The sequence below is a fragment of the Blautia hominis genome (genome assembly GCA_002270465.1).
In the GTDB taxonomy this organism is placed as follows: Bacteria; Bacillota; Clostridia; order Lachnospirales; family Lachnospiraceae; genus Blautia; species Blautia hominis.
Genome location: NQOF01000007.1, coordinates 300,785 through 314,481, shown reverse-complemented (window position 1 = coordinate 314,481; position 13,697 = coordinate 300,785). Strand labels below are relative to the sequence as shown.

Here is a 13,697-nt window from a genome sequence, read left to right as displayed (position 1 = left end):
AAAATCCAGGAGAACAGGCAGGTAACCTATATGAAAAAGAGAACCAGGAAAATAGCAATGTTATGTATGAGTGCACTTCTGTTTGTACAGGCAATGCCTGTCTGGGCCGCAGGTGGAACAGAAATCGCATTAAACACAGGTAAGGCTCAGGAGGGCAGCCAGGTTCAGGTGGCTTGTGAGATCACAAACGCCCAGGAAGTGACCAACGGAAAAATCCGTATCCATTACGATGCTTCCAAACTTGTCCTCACTGCGGACAGCGCCGGAGGTGCGCTGTCCGGGGCCTTGTGTGAAGTCAATGACTGCCTGACAGGGAATAAAGATGAAGGTGAGATCGTAGCAGCATTTGCTTCTTCCACCTCTCTTGCAGAGGACGGCAGTCTGCTTGACCTGACATTCCAGCTGGCAGACGGTGTTAAAGCCGGCGATACAGCAGACATTCAGGTAGATGTTGAAGAACTGGCCGGAGAAAACGGCAATATTGAGAACAATAAAACGCATACGGCTTCCATTACTGTGGAAGCAAAGGGTGAGGATCCCAATCCGGGCGGAGATGACAATAAGCCAGGCGGAGATGACAACAAACCGGGCGAAGATGATAACAAAAATCCGGGCGGGGATGACGGCAGCCAGGGCAGTGACAAGAACGACGGAAACGGCAATAAGGGAACCACACCAACCACTACCCCAGCCAAAAAATCCGGAAACGGCACAACAACCTCCAAATCAGCAAAGACCGGGGATGATACCAACATTTTATTCCCTGTTCTGGGTGTTGGAGCGGCAGCAGTAGTGATAGCCGCCGTAGCAGCAGCAAAAAAGAAAAAAGAATCATGATCAGAAAACAGTTATAAAAGAGTGCCGGTCTGCAGGATACTATGCAGACCGGTATTTTTTTATGACTTTTTTTGATAAAATGAAATGATTAAATCATTTTCCATGTTTGGATACGTTTTATTATATAGGGGACGCCCTGTAGGAGGAAAATCTTGACGCGTGAAGACAAATTGATCAAAGAACTGGAACATGGAGATATGAGCGCCCTGGATGAGCTGATATCCCTGTACTATAGCGATATTCTGCGGTACTGTATCTGCCACACAGCGGATAGGCAGACCGCGGAGGATGCCGTACAAGAGACTTTTTTAAAGACCGTGCGGTATCTGGACAGATATATACACAAGGGGAAATTCCGTGCTTTTTTATACCAGGTGGCAGCCAATACATGTGTGGATATGTGGAGAAAAAAACATCAGGAGGAACAGCTACCGGATACGTTTGAATGCCTGGAACAAGGATTTAAGAGAGCTGAGACAGAGATGGACTTTATGCTGCTCATCAAAGAACTGCCGGAAGAGCAGAGAGAGATCATATACCTGCGGTTTGCCCATGAACTGACACAAAAGGAGATTGGACAGATTTTGAATCTGCCGCAAAGGACCGTACAGTCCAGACTGCGGGCCGCACTGAAGCGGATGAAAAAAGAATTGGGGAAAGGAGGGATTCCGTATGAGGAGATCTGAGATAGAAAAAAAGCTTTTACAATGTCTGCATGAAAAAACAGAACCGGATACGGAAGAGAGGGGAAGAGAGGCTGTGATGCTGGCGGCCAGACAGGCATACCGCACCGCTTCCGGGAAAAGGAGGATTTCTTTCTGGCAGTTTATGATCAGCCAGGCCAGATTTTTAGGCTGGAAAATATGGAGCATGCAGGCAGCGTCTCTGGTTGTCGTGTATTTCTTGATCTATACGGTTTGCGCCGGTGATATCGAGTATTTGTGGGGCAGGCATCTTCCGGTGCTGCTGTGTTTTGGAAGTGTTCTTCTGCTCTTTCCCACTCTGCCCATACTGGCCAGGTCCAGGCGCTATCAGATGGCAGAGACAGAACAGGTTTCCCGGTTCTCTTCAAACCGCCTGCTGATCGCCCGGCTGGTAATGATCGGAGCGGGAAATTTTCTGATGCTGACACTGCTGTTTTTCCTTGCGGTGGGAGGCATGGGAGGAAATCCGGGGGTTGCGGTGTTATACCTGCTGGTGCCGTTTCTCATATTGGGGAGTATTTATATAACTATTGCCGCGCATGTGCAGATCAAATACGTGCTCATAACCTGCCTTGCCACAGGGATGGGAGCTGTGGTGATCCTTTTGCTGATGTATTATTTTTATTACGGTTTTTATGAGCAGTCTTTCCGGGCCGGGTGGGCGTTTGTCTGTGCAGGGGCAGTGCTGTGGGACGTGATCCAGCTTAACAAAGTGGAAAGAAGAGAGACTGCAGTGGAGACATGGATATAAGGAGGAATAAGATGGAGCTGACAATTGATCAGATATCGAAAAAATATAAAGACAAGGAAGCCGTCAGTCAAGTCAGCCTTAAGCTGACACCCGGAGTCTGGGGACTTCTGGGGGCTAACGGGGCAGGAAAGACAACACTTATGCGGATGGTGGCCGGAATCCTGAAACCCACCGGGGGCAAGGTTCTCTATGACGGCATTTCCATTCAGGTGTTGGGGGAGAAATACAGGGATATCTTCGGCTACCTGCCTCAGGAGTTTGGATTTTATCCTGAATTTACGGTTCAGGATTATCTTGAGTATATGGCAGTGCTGAAGGGACTGGACAAAAAGGAAAGCAAAAGAAGGATAGGAGAACTTCTGGAGAACATGTCACTTGTGGAAGTGAGAAAGAAAAAGATCATAAAGCTTTCAGGCGGAATGAAGCGCAGGGTGGGGATTGCCCAGGCCCTGCTCAATGAGCCGGAAGTCCTGATACTGGATGAACCCACAAGCGGCCTCGACCCGGGGGAACGTGTCCGATTCCGCAATCTGCTCTCGGAATTTGCCTCCCATGACAGGATTGTCCTTATATCTACCCATATTGTCTCGGATGTGGAATATATTGCTACATGCAACGCGGTGATGAAAGACGGCAGAATACTGGCTTCCGGTACCACAGAGGAGCTGGTGACCATGGTGGAGGGTAAGGTCTGGACCGGTTCCATACCCCTGGAGCAGCTTGCAGTGTACGAGCGGAAGCTGCAGATCGTAAATCTGAAAAATGAGGAGAACGGAAAGGTCTCCGTTCGATATTTGTCTGAAGATCCGGGGATCGCAGATTCCAGAAAAGAAGTGCCCAGGCTGGAGGATCTGTACCTCTGGCTGTTTCCGGAAGACAGATTTGAAAAGGAGGCGGAGTAAATGCGTCTGTTGAAAGCAGAATGTAAAAGGGTTATGAAGACCCGGGCTGTTTGGTTCCTTCTGGCAGCAGCGTTATCATTATCTTTTATCATGGCCTATTTTCCAATGAGTTTTATGCAGTATTCCTACATGGACAAAAACGGTGAACAAGTAACGATAACCGGAAGAAAGGCCATAGCAATAATTAAGGAAAAACAGGCGGTTTCCGCCGGATCTGTAACACCGGACAAGATAAAGGCAGCATTGGAAACCTATCAGGCCTGCGTGGAACAATATGGTCCTACAGCAGGCGGGGACTTTCCGCTCAATGTATATAATGAAAAAATCCTGCCTATTGAAGCCATCATTCATGTGGTGCGGGAAGTGAATGCTGACAGTAAAACAGGGATTGCGCCGGATATTATGGAGATAGACCCAGAGAACGCGCAACGTTTTTATGAGCAGTGTTCAGAACGCCTGGACAGTCTGATGGACATGGAACAGAAGGAGCATCCGGATGCCCGGAGGAAGGCAAAAGTGCTCTATGCGGAAGTGGAACAGCCCTATGAATATTATCCGGGCTTTAATAAGGATGCCACGGACTATCTGATCCTCTACCTTCTTCTCCTGGAATTTATCTGTGTGCTGCTGGCTGCGCCGATTTTTTCATCGGATCACCAGACAAAGGCAGATGATATCCAGCGGTGTGCCAAATACGGGAGGATCCGGCTGGCAGTTGCCAGGGTGATCGTTATGCTCCTCATATCCACGCTCACGGTGACTGCAGGCGTTACGATCTTTTTGTCACTCACCAAAGGTATATTTGGGGCGGAATGTTTGAAAAGTTCCATACAGATGCTATACTCAGCAGTCAACCTGTCTGATCTGGATCTGGGACAGATGCTTTTGATCGGAGCGGGCGTTGGACTTCTTACCATTACAGCGGCAGTTTTGTGTACTCTGATGATTTCCTCCAGATGCAGAAGTGTCTCTGCAGCGGCGATTGCCGCTATGGTCATCTGTCTGCTGCCCATTGTCATCGGGCAGATGAGCAGCGGAAATCTGGCCGGCTGGATTCGATGTATTTTGCCCACAGGAGGACTTGGACTGGGAAGCTGTTTTTTATATGAACTGTTTGATTTTAATTTTATTTATCTGGGGTCATCCTCTTTTTGGATACCTCATGTGATACTGGCAGTGCTGGCGGTAGAAATACCGCTGTTCTTTGTCCTGACCGTTTGTTTCCATAATCGGTATATAGCAAAATAATAGCAGTGGAGGGTTCCAAAATATGGATCCCTCCACTGTCTGTTTATAGGATGATCGCACAAGATGGTAACGATTCAGCAGGTCTGCGTATTCACTGCGCTGACCGTAAGAAGGCATTCCGCAGCCAAACAAAAATTCCATCGCCAAAGGCGATTCTGCATGGATTTTTGCCTGTATCTGTGAGGGTACGGAACAGTTACACAAGATGTAAGAATATTATAGAAGAAGAGCACTTTATTGAATGGGAAATACGCACAATGAATGCTATGATAAGACCATAATATCAGTTCATATTAAATAATGCTAGGAGGTAAGAATATGAAGAGAAGGATGATGAAACTGGCGGCAATTTCCATGTCCGTACTTATGGCAGCAGCTCTCGGTGCGTGCGGTTCCAACGGAGGGGATGACAAAAGCAGCGCTGGGGATGAGACGAAAAAGGAAGAGGGTACTGCGTCGTCCGACAGCGAAGACGGGGACAAAGAAATTATAATGTGGGCTAACGGCACAGAAGACCCGGACAAGAGCATTTGGAATTATGCCATTGACAAGTACAATGACGGAAAGGGAAAGGAGACAGGGTATCAGGTGACTTACGTTCCCACTCAAAACGATACCTATAAAGAAAAGCTGGTGGTAGCAGTAAGTTCAGGTGAGTGCCCTGACATTTATCAGACCTGGTCCGGCGGCCCTATGATCGAGTACGTGGAAGCAGGATTCGGCCAGCCTCTTGATGCGTATATAGAGAAATATAATTTAAATGATGTGCTTATGGATGCAGCCCTGGAACAGGGAACTTATGACGGAAAGGTATACGGACTCCCGGTATTGAACATAGCGATCTCCGGTATATACTACAACAAGGAAATGTTTGAGCAGTATAACCTGGAAGTCCCTACAACGGTAAGTGAACTGGAAAAGGTATGTGATACCTTGACGGAGAACGGCATCACTCCCTTTGCCCTTGCCAATGCCTCCAAATGGACAGGCTCTATGTACTTTATGAATCTGGCTACCCGCTACGGCGGTCTGGAGCCATTCCAGAAAGCGGTTTCCGGAGAGGGGACTTTTGAGGATGAGAGCTTTGTCTATGCCGGAGAAAAGATTCAGGAATGGGTCAAAAAAGGATACTTCCCGGAAGGTGTAAACTCTCTCAGTGAGGATGATGGACAGGGCAAACAGCTGTTATATCAGGATAAGGCAGCTATGACCTGTATCGGTTCCTGGTATACAGGCACCATTAAACAGGACAGCGAAGAGTTCTATAATAAATTAGGATGGTTCCCGTTCCCGGCAGTTGACGGTTCCTCCGCAGATGCTTCTATCATCATCGGTACCATCGGTGACGCATTCCTTACCTTCAACTGCACAGGCGAGAAACTGGATGCGGCTTTTGAGATGGCAAGTTACTATTATGATGAGGAGGAATTGGATTTCATGGTAGAGAACGGAAAGATCCCTCCTTTGAAAAAAGTAAAAGAAATGATCACAGATCCGGTCAGCCAGCAGATCCTGGAAGCTGCCACAAATGCGTCTTCCGTACAGCTTTGGTATGACCAGTATCTGCCGCCGGTAGTGTCAGAGGCACATAAAGACACGTGCCAGGAATTGTTCGGACTTACCATGACACCTGAGGAGGCCAATAAAGAGCTGCAGAAGGCAATGGACGAGTATAACAGCAGCCATAGCGAGGAATGATCATCTCAGTATAAAGAAGAATATTGGATTTGGGCAGAAAGCCGGCAGTGGGAGATTTTCATTGTCGGCTTTTCCCTTTTCAGAGGGATTCTTTTGTTCCCAGTGGGAAAAACTATATAAATAATCTGCAGTTCAGGTAAGAATATTATATAATGTGGACACTTTATTTTATGGTTATTAGGAAAAAAGAAGACTATGATATAATTCATAAAGCAAAATCACGTATTTCATTTTAAGGAGGAAAAGTATGAAAAAAAGAATGGCAAAACTGGTTACTCTTTCTATGACAGCTCTCATGGCAGCATCACTCTGTGCATGTGGCAGCGACGGCGGGAACAGCAGTGCAGGTGAAAGTGATTCTACAGGCGAGAAGGCAGCAGAAACAAAAGATTCCGGTGATGACAGCAAAGAGATCGTCTATTGGAATATCGGAACAGAAAGCCCGGATAAGGATGTTATTGCAAAAGCAGTAGACAAATTCAATTCCGAGACAGAATCAGGTTATACCGTTACAGTAGTACCCACCCAGAATGATACCTACAAAGAAAAACTGGTAGTTGCCATGAGCTCAGGTGAGTGCCCGGATATGTATTCTAACTGGTCCGGTGGTCCTATGTATGAATATATAGATTCCGGTTTTGGACAGCCTATTGATGACCTGTTCAACGCATCTGATATTAAGGATAAACTCATGGACGCAGCCGTTGCGCAGGCTACATACAATGACCATGTGTACGCAGTTCCTTACCAGAACGTATCTCTTGCAGGTATATTCTACAACAAAGAAATATTTGAGAAATACGGACTTTCAGAGCCGAAAACCCTCGGTGACTTAGAGAACATCTGTAAGACACTGAAAGACAACGGCATCACTCCGTTTGCTCTGGCTAACGGTTCCAAATGGACTGGTTCCATGTATTTTATGAGCCTTGCGGCACGCTACGGCGGACTGGAACCATTCCAGAAAGCAGTTGCAGGCGAGGGCAAATTTACGGATGACTGCTTCATCAAAGCTGGAGAAAAGATCCAGGAATGGGTCAATGCAGGGTATTTCCCGGAAGGTGTAAACTCTCTGAGTGAAGATGACGGACAGGCAAAACAGCTGATGTATCAGGAGACAGCAGGCATGCTGCTGTGCGGTTCCTGGTATACAGGTACTTTCTCCTCCGACAGCGAAGAGTTCTACCAGAAAATTGACTGGTTCCCATTCCCGGCCATCGAGGGTTCCGATGCAGATGCAAACATCCAGATCGGTACTGTAGGTGACCAGTTCATCACATTCAACTGTGAAGGCGACAAGCTGGCAGCAGCTTTTGAATGTGCAGAAGCACATCTGTCCGATGAAGTGATTGACTTTGAAATTGAAAAAGGCAAGATTCCGCCGGTAAAAGGAATTGAAGATAAGATCACGGACCCGGTTGCTAAAAAGATCGTTGAGACAGCAAACAATGCTCCGGAGATCCAGCTCTGGTATGACCAGTATCTGCCGCCGGCAGTTGCAACGGCTCATCTTGACGGATTACAGGAAGTGTTTGGTCTGACCATGACTCCTCAGGAGGCTCAGGACTCTATGCAGACTGCAATGGATGACTATTTAAGCACAAAAGCCGAGTAAAACCTACCGTTAAAAATGCGCTCTGTCCTCTGCGGACAGGGCGCTTTTTTTCCTTCCGCATATGGAGGGGCCTGTGCCCAGGCGTCTGTTTTTTCTATAAATTTATGTTCTTTAAAAGGCAGATATTTATAGATAATGCGTAGATTGTTCTATGTCTTTTCAGCAGTCTGTTTGCTAGTATATATAATAAGAAAAGAAAGTGTTAAGGTAACTATTCAGCAGGTCTGCGCATTCACTGCGCTGACCGTAAGAAAGCATTTTGCAGCCAAGCAAAATTCCCATCGCCAAAGGCGATCCTGCATGGATTATTGCCTGTAACGGTGAGGGTACTGAACAGTTACGTGTTAAGAAACAAAAAGGAGGGCTTCTATTATGAAGGAAAATGGTATTTCTCTGGCACAGTTAAGACAGAGAAACACACGAAAAGTTGCGGCGCTTTTTCTGGCACCGGTAACTGTTTTACTAGTTGTATTTATTTTTTACCCAATCGTGGATACCTTTATCACAAGCGGTTATCAGTGGAACGGAATCTCTGCAGCTAAGAAATTTATCGGTATTGGAAACTGGAAAAAGTTAATTGCCGACACCAGTTTTTGGATCGCGTTCAAGAACAATGTTATCATAATGGTTCTTTCCATCTGTATCCAGATCCCCATCGGTCTTGCACTGGCAACATTCCTGGATTTCGGCGGAAAGAAACTGACACCGTTTAAAGTAGTTTGGTTCATTCCCCTGTTAATGTCATCAGTTGCGATCGGTTTTCTTTTTACATATGCACTGGCAACAAACGGCGGTCTGGTAAGCACAATTTCAGGCTGGTTCGGAGGCGGAAACATTGACCTGCTGGGCAATCCCAAGACGGCTCTCCTGACAGTTATCATGGTTATCTGCTGGCAGTTTACCCCGTTCTATATGGTTTACTTTATGGCGGCATTTACCAATATACCTTATGATGTATTTGAAGCAGCCAGAATCGACGGAGCTACCAGAGGACAGTATTTCTGGAGAATCGCACTTCCCCTTCTGGTTCCATCCATGAAAAGTGCAGCGATCCTCTCCATGGTCGGTTCCCTGAAATACTTCGATCTGATCTATGTAATGACCGGCGGCGGGCCGGGAACTTCCACAGAGTTGATGGCCACCTATATGTACAAACAATCCTTTAAGACCTTCAACATGGGTTATGGTTCCGCAGTGGCCGGCGGCATGTTTATCCTGATCAGTATGGTATCCCTGATCACCATGAAGTTGTTAAATGGAAAGAAGGAGGACTGAAAAAATGGATAGTTATAAAAAGAGTAAAGCAAAAAGCGTAACAGCTTGGACCGTTGCCTTTATCCTGGCGATCTTCTGGCTGGCCGTATCCTTTATGCCCTTTGTATTTATGGTTTTGAACTCCTTCAAAGAGAAGTTTGAGATGCTGACAAAAGGTGTCTTCCAGCTTCCTGACAGCCTGAACTGGAGCAACTACACGGAAGTGTTGAAAGGCGGATTCGGTACCTATTTCAAGAACAGTGTGATCGTGCTTGCCATCTCCTTGATCCTGCTGCTGTTCATCGCAGCCTGTGCATCCTACCCGCTGGCAAGGTTTAAGTTTAAACTGGCTAATCCGATCTATGCGCTGATCGTGGCATGTATGTCCATACCGGTCCATATCACCTTGATCCCGGTATTCAAAATGGCAAAGAGCACAGGCCTGTATGACAGTATCTGGGCCCTGATCGGACCATATATTGCCTTTGCGGTTCCTATTTCCGTGTTCATTCTGACCAGCTTTATGAAAGAGATACCGCGGGAGATTGAAGAGTCCGCCGAGATTGACGGCTGCGGCAAGATTCAGATGTTCTTCTCCATGATCCTTCCGCTGGCAAAGCCCGGCCTTGCCACACTGGCAATTTATAACGGTGTAAATATGTGGAATGAGTTCTCCTTTGCCTATACACTGACACAGTCTTCCGCAAACCGTACCCTGCCTCTGGCAATCTGGGAATTCCAGGGCCAGTATTCCATGAACACCCCTATGATCATGGCAGTTCTGACGCTGACGCTTCTGCCTATGATCATCATGTTTATCATTTTCCAGGATAAACTGGTGAAAGGTATGACAGCAGGTGCCGTAAAAGGATGAGTATGCTGTGACTTCAAAGCTGCTGCCGGATTCGTTATCCAGGCGGCAGCTTTTTCCGTTACGGTACACAGGCCACTGTACCGGGAGGCATTTTCATGTCGGAAGCATGAAAATCCCGAGGCAGCCAGCGCGATATGGGGCAGAATGCCCCATATCTGTGCATCGTAAGCGTGTTACTGGACACGGAGTGTACAGTAACGCTTTTTCCAGTTAATGAGAATTGCCGTATGGCTGTGGGACATGGTATGATAAAAATTAGAAAACAGCAGAAGGGCGGTAACACGTATGAAAAAGTGGATGGAAAAAATAAGCCGGTGGAAATTTGACAAAAAGATGCAGCTTCTTGTGACCGTATCCATTATAGCCACCACACTGATCGTTCTGGTGGTGTCCACCATATCCTCTGTGACGTCCATGAAGCAGCAGTCCATAGAACTGCTGCAGGCCCAGAACAGCACCACGGCTGAAAACTTCAAAAGTTCTCTGGACAATTACAAAACGCTTGCCATTGCAACCGTCATGGATACGTCTATACAGCAGTATCTGAAGGCAGCCAATTATTCAAAAGAGAGCGGCGGACTTAAAAGCAGTGCCTACAACATTCTGTCAAGTATCTCCAATATGCATTCGGATATGAATTTTATTGCGGTTGTGGGAAAATCCCCGGATGATTACATATACAAAGGGCAGATCGCTATCTCGGCAGCACAGTTTACACAGGTTTATTCCCATGACTCCCAGCAGTGCAAGACCGTGCAGGACAGCTCCATCAAGATGTGTTTTAACAATGCCTATTATAACGGCAGCAGATACACCCTGAATATTTATTTTCCCATCTATGACACCAACCGGGTGCTGGGGGAACTGGGGCTTCTCTGTATGAATTTTACGGACCCAAGTCTGCAGCAGATCCTGGAGTATGACAGCTCAAAAAGGCTGGAATCCATGGTAGTGGACACGGACGGGATGCTGATCTCCGCCAGGGATAAGGAAAAGGTCGGCACCAATGTGGACTTTATCCCGAAAATGAAGGAAAAATCAGGAACCTTCAGTATGGACGGGAGGCTGTATATTTACCAGAAGGTCTCCAACTGGCGGTTCTATGTGGTGAGCAGCGTGCCCATGATGGAGCTTTATAAGTCCAGTATTCGGACCATTTTCTTCATGGCATTTATCCTCTTGTTCCTGCTCACTGTGAGTCTTCTGGTGGTTAAGAGGATCATCAGCAAGGTATACCGCCCCCTGGATAAGGTGGTGCGGAAAATGGATGACGTGGCTTCCGGCTCATTGAAGACCCGCATCAATGTGGAGCATATGGGAGAGGACTTTACCAAGCTGGCAGTTGGGTTCAATTCCATGATGGAGGAGATCCTGGTACTTATGGAGCAGGTGAAAATGGAGCAGCATCAGATTGAGCAGATCCGCTTCAATGCACTCCAGTCACAGATACAGCCTCATTTTCTGTACAATACCCTGGAGTGCATCCATTGGCAGGCCATGGTGGACGGCAATGAAGAGATCTCCACTCTGGTGAAAGCTCTGGCAAAATATTACCGTATCTGTTTAAGCGGCGGCCATGACGTGATCCCGCTGAAGATGGAACTGGAACATGTGCGGAATTATCTGATCATCCAGAATATGCGGTATGATGATATAATCGGAAGTGAGTTTGATGTGGAGGAAGCAGCTTTTGATGTGATGATTCCCAAGCTGACACTGCAGCCATTGGTGGAGAATTCCATTTACCATGGAATCAAGGTGAAGGAAGGCAAGACAGGGAGTCTGTTTTTAAAAGTGAGAAAACGCAGCAGCGATGTGCTTATCACCCTGGCCGACACAGGTACGGGTATGAGTCAGCAGCAGATTGATGAGATGAACCAGCATCTCTCAGAATATGATGATTCTTTTGGATATGGTGTGCGGAATGTAAACAAGAGGATTGAACTTCTCTATGGAGAGGAGTACGGACTTTATTATCTGAGAAATGAATCCGGCGGCGTGACAGTGGAAATACGCCTGCCTTATGTGACACAAGTGGAAGACGGTATCATACGAGGAGAGATGATCCATGTATAAAATATTGATTGTGGATGACGAAAAGATGATTCGCCTGGGCATGAAAAAAGTGCTGCCCTGGGAGAGCCTTGGAATCAGTGAAGTTTACGACGCGGCCTCAGGCAAGGAAGCCCTGGGCATTATAAGGGAAAAGAAACCGGAGATCATGATATCTGATATCCAGATGACGGAAATGACAGGGCTGGAGCTGATCGAGGCAGCCCGGAAAATCGTACCGGAGCTGAGGGTGATCGTGCTGACAGGGTACGATAACTTTGAGTATGCAAGGCAGAGCCTCCGTCTGCAGGTGCAGGACTTTTTTCTGAAGCCCATAGAGGAGGACGAGCTTGCGCGGGCGGTGGGCAAGCAGGTAAATTATCTGGAAGATCTGAAAGCCGAGGAAAAGAATTTAAGGCTTCTCCAGAGAACCCAGGGAACGGCGGAACAGACAGAACTGGAGCACTACATGCGGAATCTGGTGCACAAGCGGGAGGACATGGGCAATCTGCTGGATAATCTGAGGGAGTATTATCACTTTGACACAGAGATGGATCTGAAGCTTATGCTGATCGTGCCTACCCTGTACATGAACCAGCAGCCCACGGAGGAGAACTTCCAGGCTATGTCAGTGAAAAATGTATGCATGGGCATGGTGGATGCCCAGGAGAGAGGCATCACGTTCTCGGATGACGACGGAACCATTGCCATTACCTGGTTCGAGGCAGAGACCGGGGACGTGGTGCTGGATGCCATTGAGGAGCTGTCCGATATTCTGAAGGATGAATTTGACGCCAAACCCAAGATGGTGGTGGGAAGTGCGGTGCATGGATTTGCCAATCTGTTTATCTCCTACAATGACGCCCGCTTTCTTTTGGACAACGAAAAAGAGGGGATCCGGGATATTGTGCAGACCTTCGGGGCCCAGAACAAGGCGGATATTTTCCGGGATATCTACGCAGAGCTGAAAGGGATCATGTGCGCCAATGTGGGCAATACGGACTATGTGATGAAAGCGTTCAATACCTTTTCAAAAGCCACTCAGTCCTATAATCTCTCACCTGCCATGGTGCGCAGAAACTGCTTTGAGATCGCATCTGCCCTGTATTTTTCCTACATGGGAGATTCCGGGGAGGTGGAGTCAGGGAAGCTGGATTCCCTCTCCAAAAGCCTGATCTGTGCAGACCGGGAGGAGGCCTGTGAGGTGACCCGTATGTTTATCTCCCAGCTTTTGGGCAAGGAGGAGGAGAATGTTCACGAGATCATAACAAAGGCAAAGCATTACATAGACGAGCATTTGACCGAGGAGCTGTCGGTATCCAATATTGCGGCCAGCCTGTATATTACGCCGAACTATTTTTCCAGGCTTTTTAAGCGTGTGACAAAAGAGGGATGTAATGAGTATATTGTGCGGAAACGGATTGAAAAGGCCAAATCCCTGCTGGAGACCACCAGCATGAAGACAGGAAAGATCGCCATGATGGTGGGATACCGTGACACAAATTATTTCTCCCTGGCGTTCAAGAAACATACAGGAAAATCCCCCACAAAATACCGTGAGGAGATACAGCATAACGTATAGAAGAAAGGAAGAATTTTATAGAAGGAAGTAACTTTTTTTTATTACGGTTGGGATGCAGGTATGGTACACTATGCCTATAGGTAAAAGTACCATACCTTTTTGGCGTGTGGATGCGGTACACAGCAAAGAAGCGCAAAAAATGAGGAAGAGACAGCAAAGAAGTATATGCGGTTTCGGCAG

The 13,697-nt window shown here is 47.1% G+C and carries 11 protein-coding genes; all 11 read left to right on the top strand.

The annotated features are described in order from the left end of the window. Positions 1–30 precede the first annotated feature (30 nt). The 11 genes from CI595_RS21335 to CI595_RS21280 all read left to right on the top strand — a co-directional run bounded on the left by CI595_RS21335 (position 31) and on the right by CI595_RS21280 (position 13,517). Positions 31–837 (top strand): cohesin domain-containing protein, encoded by an 807-nt coding sequence (locus CI595_RS21335; protein WP_095175627.1) that lies wholly within the window; start codon positions 31–33, stop codon positions 835–837. 152 nt (positions 838–989) lie between these two features. Further along, positions 990–1,523 carry an RNA polymerase sigma factor gene (locus CI595_RS21330; protein ID WP_095175626.1) on the top strand — a complete coding sequence of 178 codons (534 nt, stop codon included), beginning with the start codon at positions 990–992 and terminating at the stop codon, positions 1,521–1,523. After that, positions 1,510–2,292, top strand: a complete 783-nt coding sequence (locus CI595_RS21325; protein ID WP_095175625.1) for a hypothetical protein — start codon at positions 1,510–1,512, stop codon at positions 2,290–2,292. The genes CI595_RS21330 and CI595_RS21325 overlap by 14 nt, the downstream gene beginning before the upstream one ends. Positions 2,293–2,303: 11 nt before the next feature. Further along, complete coding sequence (locus CI595_RS21320; RefSeq protein WP_095175624.1) at positions 2,304–3,194, top strand: ABC transporter ATP-binding protein; 891 nt, start codon at positions 2,304–2,306, stop codon at positions 3,192–3,194. After that, positions 3,195–4,442, top strand: a complete 1,248-nt coding sequence (locus CI595_RS21315; protein WP_095175623.1) for an ABC transporter permease — start codon at positions 3,195–3,197, stop codon at positions 4,440–4,442. A 318-nt stretch (positions 4,443–4,760) separates the two neighbouring features. After that, positions 4,761–6,140 carry an extracellular solute-binding protein gene (locus CI595_RS21310; RefSeq protein ID WP_095175622.1) on the top strand — a complete coding sequence of 460 codons (1,380 nt, stop codon included), beginning with the start codon at positions 4,761–4,763 and terminating at the stop codon, positions 6,138–6,140. A 247-nt stretch (positions 6,141–6,387) separates the two neighbouring features. After that, entirely contained in the window at positions 6,388–7,755 is a 1,368-nt protein-coding gene (locus CI595_RS21305; RefSeq protein ID WP_095175621.1) for an extracellular solute-binding protein, read from the top strand. Positions 7,756–8,127: 372 nt separating this feature from the next. Next, positions 8,128–9,030, top strand: coding sequence for a carbohydrate ABC transporter permease (locus CI595_RS21300; protein WP_065544380.1), 903 nt, complete (start codon positions 8,128–8,130; stop codon positions 9,028–9,030). A 4-nt stretch (positions 9,031–9,034) separates the two neighbouring features. Next, positions 9,035–9,883 carry a carbohydrate ABC transporter permease gene (locus tag CI595_RS21295; RefSeq protein WP_065544381.1) on the top strand — a complete coding sequence of 283 codons (849 nt, stop codon included), beginning with the start codon at positions 9,035–9,037 and terminating at the stop codon, positions 9,881–9,883. A gap of 285 nt (positions 9,884–10,168) precedes the next feature. Then, positions 10,169–11,959, top strand: coding sequence for a sensor histidine kinase (locus CI595_RS21285; protein WP_095175619.1), 1,791 nt, complete (start codon positions 10,169–10,171; stop codon positions 11,957–11,959). Then, a complete protein-coding gene (locus CI595_RS21280; RefSeq protein ID WP_095175618.1) occupies positions 11,952–13,517 on the top strand; it encodes a response regulator transcription factor in 1,566 nt (521 codons plus the stop codon). The genes CI595_RS21285 and CI595_RS21280 overlap by 8 nt, the downstream gene beginning before the upstream one ends. Positions 13,518–13,697 lie beyond the last annotated feature (180 nt).